Here is a 15,176-nt window from a genome sequence, read left to right as displayed (position 1 = left end):
GCGATGGACACCCTTGCCGTCAGCTAACAGTTCCTACTGCCAAGCCTGTAGTGGACTTTCACCACCAAGTTATCACCCATGCTGGGCGCACACACCAAAAAAGACTAACGCACGCGTTAGTCTTCTACACCCTTCATCAAGTCGACGATGTGATACCATGTTTCGAGCTTGAATACTTCGGAGGGGTCCTGTCCTCCGATGGTGCCGTAGCCTACCATCATTCCGAGGAAGAGGGAGGCACCGATGAGGGTGAGGATGATATATAGTCGCAGCCAAATGGGCAGGACGCGGATCCGGCCTTTTTTTACGCGGGTTGGTTTTTCGGCCTTCTGCTCAGCTTTTTGTTCAGCTTTCTTCTTAGCTTTGGCTTCGCGAATTTCCGCCCGTGTAATGGTTTTGGCTTTGGTTTGTTTTTTGGGCGCTCCAGTTGTCTTCTTTTCGGACTTCTGAGGCTTTTCTTGGTTCTTGTTCATGTATCTCTCTCCAGTCGAGCAACGTTTGCAATTAGCGACGGATACCGTTAACGAGGCCTGCCATTTCGTCAGCGATGGATAGGGAACGAGCATTTAGTTGATAGTGACGCTGTGTCAGCATCAGGTCACTCATTTCTTTTGCCATGTCGACGTTTGATCCTTCAAGGGCTCCTTGTTGGATGAGCTGGTCCGAGGCTGCAATGAGTTGCATTCGGTTGTCTCCGTCAGGCATGAGGAAATCGGTATTACCTGCAGCTTCAAGCAGCTGAGGCTTTTCTACCTCAACTAATCCGATTTCTCCAATGGCGGCTGTTGTCCCGTCTTGAAGGATGGCTTCAAGCTGCCCATTTGAATTCATTTGTAGCGATTCAAATGTGTAGGGAGCCGTCATTCGCTCACCGTTATTATCCAGTAGGTAAAAGCCATTTTCGTTTGCAAGAACTAGCTCTTGATCATTGTTTGGGTTTTCCGTTAAAAAGAAAGCTCCTTCGCGGGTTAATCTTGTTTCGGGATTCCCATTATCATTTCTCTCCACCTGAAAGAAATGATAGCCGTTTGTAAGCGCAAAATCAAGCATTCGTCCAGTTTGCATCGCAATGCCTGGGTCATTAGATAGACGGGTCTGGGCAATTTTTGCACCTGAACCAACACGTAGGCCAGGAGGGGTTAATCGGTTGCCCTCCGTTGGTTGGTTCGTGTATTCCTGGTTTAATAAATCAGAAAAGCTGACATCTCTTCGTTTATATCCTGTCGTTTCGCTATTTGACACGTTGTTTGAAATTGTATCAAGCTTGCTTTGAAGCTGTCCCATTGTGACTGATGCAATGTTGGATGAAATATTCATGAACAATCTCCTTTATGAGCCTTGGTGTTAGCCAATTCTGCCTACTTCATTCACTGCTTTATCTAAGCTTTGATCGTACGCCTGCAATACTTTTTGATTGGCTTCAAATGTACGCATCGCGCTCATCATATCCGCCATCGTCTGGTTAGAGTCTACATTCGACTGCTCCACAAAGCGTTGGCGAATTTGAAAATCAAAGTCACTCGCTGGCAGCTCTTGATCTGCACGTAAGAGGCCATTTCCTTCTTTTACAAGGGCTTGTGCATCTTCGGCATAGGCAATGCCAATTTGACCAAGGTTCGCACCCTCAGAGCTTGTGATGGCTCCTTGCTCATTCATTACGAATTCCTCGTTCTCCACCTGAATTGTTTGTCCTGCTGCGTTTAATACGGGAAAGCCTTCTGTTGTAACTAATTGTCCAGAATCACTAACCGCAAATTGGCCATTACGCGTATAACGAGGTGTCCCGTCATCCCCTTGCACCGTAAAGAAAAGCATAGGCCGCGCACCCGCATCACCCTCTGGAAGCACGCCATCAAGTAACGCAAAGTCCGTGCCATTTCCCGTTTCCACAAGAGACCCCTGAATAAAGTTCGGAGTCGCCTCCTGCATATAGGTACCCGTGGAAAGTGAACCAATCTGGTACCCTCTCCCCGTTACTGAATTGACATTTCGTGCTTCTAAAAGCATCTCCGGAAACGAGCGTATACTTGCTTGATCTGCTTTGTATCCTGGCGTTTGGGCATTGGCTAAATTATTTGTTAGCATTTCCTGACGTTGTTGCTGAGTCAGCATTCCGGCTGCTGCTCCGTATAAACCACGTAGCATGACAACTCTCCTCTCAGATTAGACGCGAGCTCGTTTCTTACTCATTTTATCTAGGTTCTCTAAAATTAATCCTGTACCCTTTGCTACGCAATGCATTGGATCTTCCGCCACAAGAACTGGTACTTTTAGCTCTTCAGCAAGTAGTTCATCAATTCCGTGTAAAAGGGCTCCTCCACCTGTTAAGATAACACCGCGATCGATGATATCTGCAGATAACTCAGGTGGTGTTTTTTCAAGTACTTCTTTTGCAGCTTGTACAATGTAAGAAGCTGATTCAGTAAGGGCTCCTTGGATCTCTTCCGTACGTACTGTAATGGTTCTCGGAAGACCACTAACAAGGTCACGCCCGCGAATCTCGAGTTCCTCTTGACGTCCGCCTGGGAATACGGTGGCTACGGTTTTCTTAATATTCTCAGCTGTACGCACACCTATTAACAGCTTGTACTGCTTTTTAATGTACGTTAAAATTTCAGAATCAAAACGGTCCCCAGCGACTTTTATAGATGAGGCGGTGACGATATCACCCATTGAAAGAACAGCAACATCCGTTGTTCCACCGCCTATATCAATGACCATGTTTCCACTAGGTTGAAAAATATCCATACCAGCGCCAATTGCTGCGACCTTAGGCTCTTCTTCCAGATAGACATCCTTCCCGCCGCTACGCTCAGCCGCTTGTCGGATCGCCTTTTGCTCAACAGATGTAATGTTGGTTGGGCAACAGATTAAAATACGAGGCTTAGAGAACATGCTTCTTACTTTAATCTTATCTAGAAAATGCTTCAGCATCGATTCAGTTAAATCAAAATCAGCAATGACACCGTCTTGCATTGGGCGGATCGCCACAATATTCCCAGGAGTACGTCCTACCATCCGATATGCTTCCTCACCTACAGCTAATACGCTTTTCGAGGAGGTTTCCATAGCCACAACAGATGGCTCATCAAGGACAATTCCACTTCCCTTTACAAAAATAAGTACGTTTGCCGTTCCTAAATCAATACCAATATCTCGACCAAACATGATTCGTTCCTCCCTATAATTCGAACATTATGTCATCATTTACAATTTTCTAAAGGCTATCGTCTCTTCTTACCAGCATCCGACTGAGTCACCCTTACAAAGTTGCAAACATGCATAGTCGTGGGGCGGTACTCAAAATGTGCTCGAGTCCAGATTGACAGGCCTATATACCTAATTGTAGATTTTATCATATAATGTTTGATTAGGGATGATTTTGGGGAAATTTATTGACGAGATTTTACAATTAAATGGTCCGATACATCTACAGTCTTCCGATACTTCACTTTCGTCGCTTCCCCACCGCGCAAATGGCGAATCGATTTGTGATACTCCAGGATGTCTTTCACCTCATTTGCCAGCTCCGCATTAATTTCGGGCAGACGCTCCGTGAGATCCTTGTGTACAGTACTTTTTGAGACTCCAAACTCTTTTGCGATCGTCCTCACCGTTTTTCGAGTCTCAACAATGTACCTGCCTATCTTGATAGTTCGCTCTTTGATGTAATCATGCACACGACTCGCCTCCCTAATTCTGTGTTGGTGATTGGTACAGTTTATTAGGGAGTGGATATAGATATACCACCTTATTATAAGGACGAGCGCGGTTTCTACATGTACGAGCTTACAACAGAAGCATGACGTGTATCATATTTAGCTTACAGACTTCAGACCTATAACAGAAACTAGAATAACCGTTATGAACAGAACTCGTTTCCAATCACGAGATTCCCCGTAAAAAAACATTCCGATCAAAGCTCCGCCAAACGCTCCAATCCCAGTCCAGACCGCATACACAGTCCCCATCGGGAGCGAATTCATCGCATAAGACAATAATGCAAAACTAGCCGCAAACCCAAGTATCAGACCGATGATCGGCTTCGGGCCTGGCTTACTCTTTAACTGGTTCATCATCGTTACACCAAACAACTCACACAAACCAGCCAATATCAAACTAATCCATACCATATTCGCTCACACTCCCTGTATCGGCCTCTTTTGTCACCATCTTTAGCCCAACCACCCCAATTAAAAGAGTGATAATAAACAATAATTTAAGCGCAGGCAGCGGCTGTGTAAATACCAGCGTATCCACCGCAACAGAGCCAACCGTCCCCAGCCCCACAAACACCGCATACGCCGTCGCCACCGGAAGTACCTTCGTCGCCTGAATCAGCAGTACAAAACTACATGCGATCGCAACAATCGTAAGCCCCCACTCAAGCACTGACGACGCCTTATTTAATCCCATCACCCAGCCCACCTCAAACATGGCTCCGATGATTAACAACATCCAATTCCTCATCTTACTCTCTCCTCTCTCCACACACGAAAAAGCCCGGAAGATCCGCACATCTAACGTGTGCTAATCATCTCCCGGGCTTTTATCCCTCCGTGTCACAGCCTAAGCTGCGCGCCCCCTCTCGGACCAGACCCGTTGCACAAGTGGCAACAGCGGAACCCTAGGGGGCTTATATATCAGGCTATTATAACGTAGGATGGCCGGGAGATCAATGGGTTGGGGTTGGGAGGGGGACGGACTTGGTGTGGAGGGGAACGGGCTTGGTATTGGTGCGGTTCTTCTTGGTGTTCCACCGGAAGTTCTTACTTAAATGAAAAATGTTCATTTTTATCCTTATGTGAGTGGGGGTTCTTGGTTTTGGGCTCGTTCTTCTTGGTTTAAGTGGTTCGGGGCTTGGTACTGAGCATTTTCTCCTTGGTATTGAGGTGTCGTTCTTGATAACTCCCCCACGCTCCTTGCTATCAGCCCTCTCTTCTTGGTTGGACCCCCGCTTTTTCTTGGTGAATTTTGCGTTCTTCTTGGTAAGGAGCCTGGGTTCTTGGTCTTTCTGCCATTCTTCTTGCTGTTCCACAGAAGTTCTTACTAAAATAAAAAATGTTCATTTTTTTCCTTATGTCAATGGAAGTTCTTGGTTTTTGGCTCGTTCTTCTTGCTAATCCGTCTCGTCTAACATTTCCTTCCACACACCACGAAATTTCTCACTTATTTTAAAGGAATTTATCATCTTAAAAAGAATAGTACATAGCGAAGGGAGCTGATGGTTTGATTGTTGTTAAGGAACGAACGCGTCCGTTGAGGATTGCGCAGCTTGAGGCGCTTTTACGGCGTATTCCGAATCAGCATGAGAAGGTGCCTAATATTAAGAAGGAGCTGATTCGACGTAAAGTTGGGTATCAGGGGGAGCAGTCGCTTAATTATTATTTTAGTTTTTTGAATGATCCTCAGTTGTTTTTGCTTCATGATCTTCGGTTGCTTGGGACGAATCGGGCACATTTTCAGATTGATACGCTTTTGGTTAGTAAGTCGTTTATCGCAATACTGGAGGTTAAGAATTATACGGGGTCAATTTATTTTGATCCGGATACGTATCAGGTTTACCGCACGTCTGCCACGCATGACGATGAAATTCTCACAAATCCTCTTCTACAAATCCAGGCGCAAAAGCTGCAGCTACGAGAATGGTTGACTGCGCATAATTGGCCGCTTCTACCAATTGCAAAGCTTGTTGTGTTTAGTGATCCTTCTACGAAAATTGTCTCCACTCCAAACAATGTGCAACTGCTTAAGCAAGTTGTTACAGCTCCAGCGCTTCTTTCAAAGCTTGAGAGTCTACAATCTACGTATTCGAAAGACTATCTGACTGACAGTGGCCTCAATAAGCTTATTCAACAGCTTGTCCACAAGCATGTTCCACCCGCTTGTTCTGATGTTCTTCACGATTATCGAATTCCAGCTAGAACTATTATTTCAGGGGTTTATTGCCCATCATGTCAGCGGCCGACCCTTACGCGAGGGGTGGTGGTTGGGAAATGGTTCTGTCCGGATTGTATGATTGCGTCTAAGCATGCGCATCTTTCTGCTCTTGAAGATTATTTCCTTCTATTAAATCACCGGGTATCGACAAGTGAAATTCATACATTTTTGCAGACGGCAAACCGGCAACAGGCGTATGATCTCGTGAATAAGCTCTCCCTCCATCGTGTTGGAGCATTTCGCGCGAGGCGCTATGAATTAATGTATCCACTGAGCATTCCATAAAAAAACCACCGCAACCCTTATGGATTACAGTGGTATTTATGGGAGATTTACGTATTAGAAGATTCGCTTGGTACAAGGCCTGATTGGTCATGATCCGTTGCGTTATCATCTGAGTCTTTAGACTTGTCAGCGTCTTCTTTGTCATCTTCTTTATCAGCGTTTTCTTTATCACTGTCTTCGTCTTTACCTTGTTCAGGTGCTGGTGTTTCTTTTTCAGCTTCTGCTTCGGCATCTTCTGAGTCTTTTGCTTGCTCAAGCTTTTCACCGAAGAAGTCTTCTGGGTTCAATGCTTCGCCTTCGCTGTCACGGATTTCAAAGTGAACGTGTACGCCGGCTTGCTCGTTATAAACGTTACGACCTGCTGCACCTAGCTTATCGCCTTGGTTAACAGTGTCGCCTTCTTCAACTGAAAGGGTTGCTAAGCTGCTGTAATGCGTTTTGAAGCCATCATCGTGTGTAACTTCAACGACATTTCCAAGAGTAGAATCCTGTGCAGCTTTTGTTACTTTACCACTTAGGGATGCGATGACATCAAAGCCTTCTTCAGATGTTGCGCCAAAGTCTACCCCTTTGTTCATGCGGTACGTGTTGCTGTAGTACACAAGAGATGCTTGTTGCTCTTCTGCTGATGCAGATTCATCGTAAAAGTGACCAATGAGTTCTGCTTTTGAATCATCAAGAGTTGGTAGTGCAACGACTTCTGTTGATGACTGAACTGGAACTGCTTCTTCATCACGTGGATCAAAGCCTAATTGAAAATCGTCATTTGTTGGTTCTTCAGTACCCTCTTGCTCTAGTGGTGTTCCTAAGTTTTGACCTTGGAAGTAAAAGACGGAGCTAAGAATACCTGCTGCTGCTACTAGATAGACTGCTGGCAAAACCCAGCGTTTACGTAAGATTCGTTGTGCATTTGACCACTTGCTTTCGTTATTAGAAGATCGATTGTTATCTTCTTTCATTTCTCATCACCTCAGCAACCATTCTGAACAGATTGCTAGAAATATATACATGGTGTGAAAAAATTTTTGAGATTCTTTTCGTAGCAGGGCTATTTCTCCATCTAGTAATCAACAGACTTATTCACAGATCCACAGACTTTTCCCCATTTTAGCAGCTTTATCCACAGAAAAGAAAGCCCGGATACTTAAAACTCTTAAGTAACCAGACTTTATCCTGTGGATTACTTTAAACGGGCTGTTACTTTTTCTGCAAAATGATTGATTCCAGCGATTTCGATGCCTTGATAGTAATGCTCAACGATCTTATCGTAGGTTTTTCCGTCCTTCGCCATACCATCTGCGCCATATTGGCTCATTCCAACGCCGTGTCCCCATCCTTTTGTCTCAATGGTGACCACTCCATTTGCGCGTGTCCAGGTGAAGTCAGAAGAGTCGAGGCCAAGTGCTTCACGGACAACACGTCCAGTGAGCGTTTGATCGCCAACTGTCACGGATGCCACTCTTCCACCGTTTGTTCGTTCTGTGACTGGGGCAATGGTGCCGTCCGATGGCAGACTGACCTCTAACTTTTGCTGAAATTCAGCGTCCGTTATTTCCTTTTTGGCTGTAAAACGTGGGGAGTCCTGGTCCCAAGGGCTTTCTACACTTCGTAGATAAGGAAATGCATTTTCATAATAGTCCTCTGAGTTCTCCGTGTATCCATTACTCGTTGAGAAAAACTGTGCGGAAATGGGTTCGTCTTCGTACGTCAATATTTCTCCAGCCGTCTCGTTTACTGCTTGTTTGATTCGGTTGTTATAGGTTTCGAAGTCTTGTCCCCATTTCTCACGAAGTTCGTCTTGGTCTTGATACACCTGATGTGTGATGGTGTCTGTTACAATTGCTCCCTCTGGGACTTTTGCACTTCCACCACTCAAAATTTGTTTAAGAATATATGTCCTTGCTGCAAGCGCCTGAGCTTTTAACGCTTCCATCTCAAAAGATGGTGACATTTCGGATGATACGACTCCTGCGACGTATTCTTCTAAAGGTAATTGCTCGACCACGTTCTTCTTACTTCGAAATACTGCGACTTCAATGGTAGAAGCAACTTCATCCGCTTCTTTATCCACGGCTTCGTCCCCCGATGCCTTTATTTCTTTTGTTGCTGCGCTGATTGATGGCTCATCTCCTGAGAAAAACGCTACCATTACAGAAGGGATTATCAATACAGCGACAAATAAAATGATAAACGACCAAGCAAACCGTTTCAAACGCATCCCTCCATTGCCATTAAACTAACGCTACTCTTAAAGGTATGTTGTTTAAAAGACAAGTAGAACGAAAAGAATAGAGACATTCACCGAAATGAATGTCTCTATTCCCTATAAAATGCTGTCGTTTGGTATCATTTCCTAGGCAATAACCTAGTTTGTAGACGTATTAAGTGTTAATGATGCTGTTTGTTCAAGTGCAACTGCTTCTTCTTCGACAACTTCCTGCACTTCTTCCACTCGCTCAACGTCTCCACCTAGTGCAGCTAACTTACCTGCAAGGTCCACGTATCCACGGTCAATATGTTTAAGTTCCGTTACTCGAGTAACTCCTTCTGAGACCAATCCTGCAATAACAAGCGCAGCACCCGCACGTAAGTCGGTTGATGCAACTTCAGCACCTTGCAAATTGTTTGGTCCAGAGATAATAGCGGAGCGTCCTTCGATCTTAATGTTACTGTTCATACGACGGAATTCCTCAACATGCATAAAACGGTTTTCGAATACCGTTTCAGTAATGACACTTGTACCCTCTGCTTGTAAAAGAAGAGCCATCATTTGTGCTTGCATGTCTGTCGGGAAACCAGGATGAGGCATTGTTTTAAGATCTACTGCTTTAAGCTTTTCAGGTCCTACAATACGTAGTCCATTTTCTACTTCTGTAATCTCTACGCCCATTTCTTCCATCTTTGCAATAAGTGGACGTAAATGCTCTGCTACAGCACCTTCAACGATTACATCGCCTTGAGTGATCGCTGCAGCAACCATGAATGTTCCTGCTTCAATACGGTCAGGAATCACTGTATGATCAGCGGCCGTTAATTTGTCTACTCCATCAATACGAATGACTCCAGTGCCAGCTCCACGAACCTTTGCACCCATCGCATTAAGGTAATTAGCAAGACAAACAATTTCAGGCTCTTCTGCTACGTTCTCAAGAATCGTTGTTCCTTCGGCTAGTACAGCAGCCATGATGATGTTTTCAGTGGCACCTACACTCGGGAAATCAAGATAAATCTTAGCTCCCTGTAAGCGGCCATCAATGCTTGCTTCAATAAATCCATTACCGATTTCTACCGTTGCGCCCATTGCTTCAAAGCCTTTTAGATGTTGATCAATTGGTCTTGATCCAATCGCACAACCACCTGGAAGAGCAATACGTGCTTTTCCAACGCGCGCTAAAAGAGGTCCCATTACAAGGAATGATGCTCTCATTTTGCGAACATACTCAAAAGGTGCTTCTGTTGCGAGTTCTTTTGTTGCATCAACGATAAACTGTCCATTCTCATACGTCACTTCAGCGTTTAAATTCTTTAATACTTCTTTCATTGTATATACATCAGCTAGTGCTGGCACTTCATGAATCACACTTGTGCCCTCTTCAGCTAAAATAGATGCAGCGATCACAGGTAATACAGCGTTCTTTGCGCCCTCTACCTTGACGGATCCGTGTAGCTTGTTGCCACCTCGGACAATAATTTTTTCCAACATAGTCCCCTCCGCGTCAAGTTTTTGTCTCTTCTATATCATCAATATTCAGTCGTAATAATAGGCGTTCCTATTGTCACAGTTGTCCCTTCGCCCAAAGCTTCATCGCTTCTTAGAGCAATCTGGACATTCATCGTTTGGTCCCCTGTATTCAGTTGGTGCTTCCACACAGTAGTATATGCGGATACCGAGACAAACGTTTCTTCTGTTAGTGCTTCTACCTCGTTTGCATCAAGTTTATCCATGTACAGATGAGCTTGATCCAATAGAGAATCATTGTTGTTAGTAAGGGCATCCTGAGTGCCTTGTACTTGTGTAAAAAGCGATGCCGTGTCCATTGAAAATAGCAGCAAGCGATCTTGTAATTGCTCCTCCAACTTGTATCTACCCCAATCAGACGCACTCGTTCCGACCAATTTGTACGTAGAAGCAAGCGTGTGAGTTCCGTTTTCCGGGTACGCCATTAGACGTATGGATTCCGTCACTCCACCTTCAGAAGTCAATTGAAATTCAGCTGTCCATTCTGTTGCGCTAGTATCAAAATACGTTTGACTCCAGCCCTCAAGCTGATCACGAAGCTTATGTACGTGTTCTTGGAACATGTTTTCTGATTCTATTGTTCCTAGGACGTCCCTTGCAAGCACCTGCCATTCTTTAAGAGCTAATTCATCGTATTCAACTAGTTCTGTGAGCGTTTCGATTGGTTGAATGTCCCGTTCAGCTTGCATATTGTCCGACTTTGTATAAAACACCACTGCAGTAGACATAATAAGTAAGCTCAACAGACCTTTCATCCATCCCATGAAAAACCGCCCCTTTTTCTTTAAACTGTTATTACTAACAGTTTGACCGATACAAGGCTAAGCATACATGGAAGTTAGAGTCACCTTTCGACAGCATTACCACAAATATTGGAGCAATCTGGATGCTTGAAGGTAATCAAGAAAAAAGCGGCTTACTAGGTATGCAAGTGCCAGGGCTGTAAGTAGTCTGAGCATGATTGCTTGGGGTCCTTTTGGTTCCCTTACAAACAGATCAAACCGAAAGCTTTGCAATGCCCACCAGGATAGCCCCAGGAACAAAAGATTCACAACAATCTGAATCAATGCGTCCTGCCCAAAACCATCAGTCACCTTTAAAAACTCCTTTTCTTACAGATCAAATCGCTGTAAGATTATTTGCCGTACATGTTAAAGAGAGTGTTCATAAATGGATTATATGATGAAACAATCCACACTCAACTATAACGGAATTCCTTAGAAAAAGCTACATCAATTCTTTGTTGAATTCTAAAAAAATGTTTAAAAGTTGACAAATTCAGACATAGTCTGCTTATATCTTGTAAAGCGCGACTTTGTGCCCTCTTACTGTGTACCCAAAAGTCCCTGAATGTAATCTTAAAATTCAAAAAAGACGAGTGCATATTATACACATCGTCTTTTTCGTCTATTTTTTTAGAAAGCCTTGTTCTTTTGCAAGAATTCTAGCTACTCTCGGCGCATGCCAAATCAGTGGTAGCATCAGGATTGAAACAGGAACGGCTGCAATCACAACAAATGATTGTAAGGCGCCAATTCCTCCTCCGCCAATGTTAATTAAGATAATGGCAATGACCGCCATAATAACGGCCCAAAATACGCGAACAGCTTTTGGTGGATTGCCAACACCTGTTACACTCATTGATAAGGAATACGACATAGAGTCTACAGTTGTTACAACAAATAATGTGGTGAGTAGTAAAAAGACAAATGGCATAATTGAGCCAAGTGGCATTTGATGAGCTATAGCAATGATCGCGGCTGGAAGTCCATTTTCAAAAAGGGGCTCACTAATACTACCTGCGTTCATCAGCTCATAATGAATTCCGCTTCCTCCAAGCACTGTAAACCATAGATTGGTAATGATTGGTGTCAATACCGCCACAACGAGAAAGATCTCTCGAATGGTACGGCCACGAGATACACGCGCAATGAGTAATGCGACGAGCGGACCGAAGCCAATAAACCAGCCGAAGAAGAATAAGGTCCACGAGCCTAACCACGCGTTATCCCCTCTAAACGTGCTCATCGTAATGAATTCGTTTAAATAGAATCCAGTCGATGAGATAAATGAATCCACTATAAATCCACCTGGACCGAATAGTAGTAACATCACTGCAATAACAATGGCAGCTCTAACGTTAAGGCTACTAAGTATTTGGATTCCTTTATCAATACCAGTGATTGTAGAAAGCAGAACTACTGAACTTAATACCACAATGATGATGACTTGTGTTAAAAATGTGTTTGGCCAACCAAATAACACATTGACCCCGTAACTCACTTGCAGTCCAAGAAATCCGATCGGACCAATCGTACCGGCTGCCGCACCGATAATACAAACAACATCCGCAACGGTTCCCCACACACTATCCTTTATTTTTTCCCCGAATATCGGATAAAGCAATGTTCGAGGTTTAAGTGGCATTCCCCGATGATTGTGAGCATACATAATAACAATACAACTGATCGCTCCATAGACCGACCAAGCTGTGAAACCCCAGGACAAAAAGCTTTGTGCGAGCGCCGGGGCTACGGCCTCTTCTGTCCCACTTGAAATCCCTTGAAATACGGGTGGCATATCGATGAAATAGTACATCGGCTCAGCTGCCGCCCAGAACACTCCACCGGCTCCAAGACCAGTAGTCACAATAATAGCCAAATACTTAAAGAAACTCATCTCAGGCTTCTTTAAATTCCCGAGTACTACATTTCCGCTTGAAGAGAAAGCAATATACGCCCCTACTAAAAACGTAACGATTAATAAAACCTGCCAATACGGACCAAAATATCGAATGGCTAAATCAAACCCTGCATCGACATATGTTGAGGTCCACCCAACATTAAATAAAGAGAATAAAACAAAGGCAATCAGTATTCCTCCACTAATAAGGAAGACTGGCCAATTTAACATCTCTTTGATCTTACTCCAATCTCTGCGACTCATGAATTTCCTCCAGTTGATTTTCGTAATAAGAAACCATCGTATCATACTTACCCCGAATGAATATTTTGAATCCTTTTATTTAAAGAAAAGAGGAAGAACCGGTTCATTTAAAGAATGCTTATGTATAGGTCGTAAGGAGGTGATCTTAGTATGACCTTAAAAAAACGAGTTATTCCATGGAAGCTTCAGCAACTGAGAGCCCTTGAGAGACGAATAAAAACCTTGCCCGCAAAACTGAATGAAGAACTACAGTTGTACGAGGCTGGATACCGCGGCGAGCAAAACCTTGATTACCATCTGAGCTTTTTAAAAGGGGACGAGTATCAGATCTTACACGACTTACGGTTACGAGGAGAAAATGGCTACTATTTTCAAATGGATTGCCTAGTCTTGACGCCGCATGTTCTTATAATCGTTGAGGTGAAGAATATGGTTGGGAGGTTTCAGTTTCTCGATGAGGTGGGTCAGATGATGCGCACGTGGAGAGGGGAGGATACCATTTTACCCAACCCCTTGAATCAAATTCGTCGTCAAACTCAACAGCTTTCTGATTGGATGCTAACTCACGGATTTCCTCTACTCCCCACTGAATCAGTTCTTGTATTTGCTCATCCATCAACGATCATTCATGCAACTGAGGAAGGTAAACATTCATTAAATAGAGTCATTCATGCAGAGGGTATTGTGCCAAGACTGGAGAAGATTTTTAAGAAGTTCAGTCTTAATGGGAGAAAACAAATGCTCCCTTCTATCTCAAGAAAATTGTCCGAAAAGTTAATCCAATCACATACCCCGCTTTATTCTCCCATCCTTGAATCGTACAACCTCAACTCGCAGAGTCTTATCAAAGGCGTGTTCTGTTCTCAATGTAACAAGCCACACATGATTCGACATTCCAAAAGTGGGCGTTGGACGTGTAAACACTGTAATCAAAATTCTAAAACAGCCTATGTACAAGCGTTAGAAGAATACTACCTTCTGATCAAACCAACTATATCTAATCAAGAATTACGGGACTACTTGCAGATTGATTCGAATGCCGTTGCCTATCAATTATTAAGAAAACTTGATGTGAAACGAACACATAAAAATAAGCATTGTTACTACCATCTCACTATTCCACTTAGATTAAAGTGAAATGTGTTGAGAGTGGGGGTATTTAATATGTAGCAGAAGCGTGGGAGGAACGTCAGATTCTATTGCAAGGAGATTTACGGGTAGGGGGAGTGATCTCGTTTATTTAGGTGCCTATCACATCAATTTCTCCTCTATCCCATGGATCTGCGCCCCCATCACATCAATCTCTCCTCCATTGCATCGATTCGCGCTTCTATCACATCAATTTCTCCTCTATCCCATGGATCTGCGCCCCCATCACATCAATCTCTCCTCCATCGCATCAATCCACGCTTCTATCACATCAATCTCTCCTCCATCGCATCGATCCACGCTCCTATCACATCAATCTCTCCCCCATCGCATCAATTCGCGCCCCTATCACATCGACCTCTCCTCCATCCCATGGATCCGCGCTCCTATCACATCAATCTCTCCTCCATCGCATCAATCCGCGCCCTTATCACATCAATCTCTCCTCCATCGCATCAATCCGCGCCCCTATCACATCAATCTCTCCTCCATCGCATCAATCCGCGCCCCTATCACATCAATCTCTCCTCCATCGCATCGATCCACGCTCTTATCACATCAATCTCTCCTCCATCGCATCAATCCGCGCCCCTATCACATCAATCTCTCCTCCATCGCATCAATCCGCGCTCCATGCACTTGTCCAAATCCCTCCACACACAAAAAAACCGCCCTCATGGAGGGCGGTTTCCTTATTCTACATTCCTTATTTCCCAGCGACCTTCAAGCGGTTTGTGGCACGTTCGAGGGCGGCTTTGGCGCGGACGGTGTTGATGCCGTCCTGGCTTCCGGCGTTTACTCGTTTTTCGGCGCGTTCTTTGGCTTGTTGGGCGCGGTCGACGTCGATATCAGACGGTCGTTCGGATGCTTCTGCTAAAATGGTAACCTTATCCGGTCGTACTTCTACGAATCCGCCGCTGACCGCGATTCTGTCTTCGGATGAGCCTTTTTTCATTCGGGCTACGCCGATGGCAAGTGGCGAAACGAGCGGGATATGGTTTGGTAAGATACCAAGTTCACCTTCAACAGTTCGAACAACCACCATGTCGACGTCACCTTCGTATACAGTGCCGTCGGGTGTGACGACGCTGGCTTGAACAGTTGGCATTAAATCCCC

16 protein-coding genes and 1 riboswitch are annotated in these 15,176 nt (G+C 44.4%); of the genes, 2 read left to right on the top strand and 14 right to left on the bottom strand.

Annotation, left to right across the window (positions count from 1 at the left end):
- Positions 1-116: 116 nt before the first annotated feature.
- From ACQKKO_RS20340 to ACQKKO_RS20310, 7 genes are all read right to left on the bottom strand, one after another.
- A complete protein-coding gene (locus ACQKKO_RS20340) occupies positions 117-473 on the bottom strand; it encodes a DNA-directed RNA polymerase subunit beta (protein WP_498650372.1) in 357 nt (118 codons plus the stop codon).
- Between the two features lie 31 nt (positions 474-504).
- Complete coding sequence (locus ACQKKO_RS20335; RefSeq protein ID WP_498650371.1) at positions 505-1,317, bottom strand: flagellar hook-basal body protein; 813 nt, start codon at positions 1,315-1,317, stop codon at positions 505-507.
- Between the two features lie 27 nt (positions 1,318-1,344).
- On the bottom strand, positions 1,345-2,145 hold the full coding sequence (locus tag ACQKKO_RS20330; RefSeq protein WP_498650369.1) for a flagellar hook-basal body protein: 801 nt from the start codon (positions 2,143-2,145) through the stop codon (positions 1,345-1,347).
- Between the two features lie 18 nt (positions 2,146-2,163).
- On the bottom strand, positions 2,164-3,168 hold the full coding sequence (locus ACQKKO_RS20325) for a rod shape-determining protein (RefSeq protein ID WP_203087983.1): 1,005 nt from the start codon (positions 3,166-3,168) through the stop codon (positions 2,164-2,166).
- 224 nt (positions 3,169-3,392) lie between these two features.
- Entirely contained in the window at positions 3,393-3,680 is a 288-nt protein-coding gene (spoIIID, locus tag ACQKKO_RS20320) for a sporulation transcriptional regulator SpoIIID (protein ID WP_143846942.1), read from the bottom strand.
- Between the two features lie 138 nt (positions 3,681-3,818).
- Positions 3,819-4,133 carry a DMT family transporter gene (locus tag ACQKKO_RS20315; RefSeq protein WP_498650366.1) on the bottom strand — a complete coding sequence of 105 codons (315 nt, stop codon included), beginning with the start codon at positions 4,131-4,133 and terminating at the stop codon, positions 3,819-3,821.
- Positions 4,120-4,470, bottom strand: coding sequence for a DMT family transporter (locus ACQKKO_RS20310; protein ID WP_498650365.1), 351 nt, complete (start codon positions 4,468-4,470; stop codon positions 4,120-4,122). Before ACQKKO_RS20310 ends, ACQKKO_RS20315 begins: the two co-directional genes overlap by 14 nt.
- Before the next feature lie 66 nt (positions 4,471-4,536).
- A riboswitch (guanidine-I (ykkC/yxkD leader) is annotated at positions 4,537-4,642 on the bottom strand.
- A gap of 587 nt (positions 4,643-5,229) precedes the next feature.
- Here ACQKKO_RS20310 and ACQKKO_RS20305 point away from each other — a divergent pair.
- On the top strand, positions 5,230-6,225 hold the full coding sequence (locus ACQKKO_RS20305; RefSeq protein ID WP_498650363.1) for a nuclease-related domain-containing protein: 996 nt from the start codon (positions 5,230-5,232) through the stop codon (positions 6,223-6,225).
- A 47-nt stretch (positions 6,226-6,272) separates the two neighbouring features.
- Here the strand turns inward: ACQKKO_RS20305 and spoIIQ are convergent, their stop codons facing one another.
- From spoIIQ to ACQKKO_RS20275, 6 genes are all read right to left on the bottom strand, one after another.
- Complete coding sequence (gene spoIIQ / locus ACQKKO_RS20300; RefSeq protein WP_498650361.1) at positions 6,273-7,184, bottom strand: stage II sporulation protein SpoIIQ; 912 nt, start codon at positions 7,182-7,184, stop codon at positions 6,273-6,275.
- A 221-nt stretch (positions 7,185-7,405) separates the two neighbouring features.
- A complete protein-coding gene (gene spoIID / locus ACQKKO_RS20295; RefSeq protein WP_498650360.1) occupies positions 7,406-8,443 on the bottom strand; it encodes a stage II sporulation protein D in 1,038 nt (345 codons plus the stop codon).
- A gap of 147 nt (positions 8,444-8,590) precedes the next feature.
- The gene (gene murA / locus ACQKKO_RS20290) at positions 8,591-9,925 is read right to left on the bottom strand and encodes a UDP-N-acetylglucosamine 1-carboxyvinyltransferase (RefSeq protein WP_498650358.1); all 1,335 of its coding nucleotides are present in this window, start codon (positions 9,923-9,925) and stop codon (positions 8,591-8,593) included.
- 41 nt (positions 9,926-9,966) lie between these two features.
- The gene (locus tag ACQKKO_RS20285) at positions 9,967-10,728 is read right to left on the bottom strand and encodes a YwmB family TATA-box binding protein (protein ID WP_498650356.1); all 762 of its coding nucleotides are present in this window, start codon (positions 10,726-10,728) and stop codon (positions 9,967-9,969) included.
- 96 nt (positions 10,729-10,824) lie between these two features.
- The gene (locus ACQKKO_RS20280; protein ID WP_498650355.1) at positions 10,825-11,058 is read right to left on the bottom strand and encodes a DUF1146 family protein; all 234 of its coding nucleotides are present in this window, start codon (positions 11,056-11,058) and stop codon (positions 10,825-10,827) included.
- A 313-nt stretch (positions 11,059-11,371) separates the two neighbouring features.
- Positions 11,372-12,910, bottom strand: a complete 1,539-nt coding sequence (locus tag ACQKKO_RS20275) for a BCCT family transporter (RefSeq protein ID WP_498650353.1) — start codon at positions 12,908-12,910, stop codon at positions 11,372-11,374.
- A 150-nt stretch (positions 12,911-13,060) separates the two neighbouring features.
- Here ACQKKO_RS20275 and ACQKKO_RS20270 point away from each other — a divergent pair, with 150 nt between their 5' ends.
- Positions 13,061-14,047 (top strand): nuclease-related domain-containing protein, encoded by a 987-nt coding sequence (locus ACQKKO_RS20270; protein WP_498650351.1) that lies wholly within the window; start codon positions 13,061-13,063, stop codon positions 14,045-14,047.
- A gap of 718 nt (positions 14,048-14,765) precedes the next feature.
- On the opposite strand, the gene ACQKKO_RS20265 is transcribed toward ACQKKO_RS20270, so the two are convergent.
- Positions 14,766-15,167, bottom strand: a complete 402-nt coding sequence (locus ACQKKO_RS20265) for a F0F1 ATP synthase subunit epsilon (protein WP_498650349.1) — start codon at positions 15,165-15,167, stop codon at positions 14,766-14,768.
- Between the last annotated feature and the right edge of the window lie 9 nt (positions 15,168-15,176).

Source organism: Alkalihalobacillus sp. NPDC127517, assembly GCF_050276055.1.
Taxonomy (GTDB): Bacteria; Bacillota; Bacilli; order Bacillales; family Bacillaceae_D; genus Alkalicoccobacillus.
Note: the sequence above shows the minus strand (reverse complement) of the source record. Positions and strands in the feature narration are given on the sequence as shown.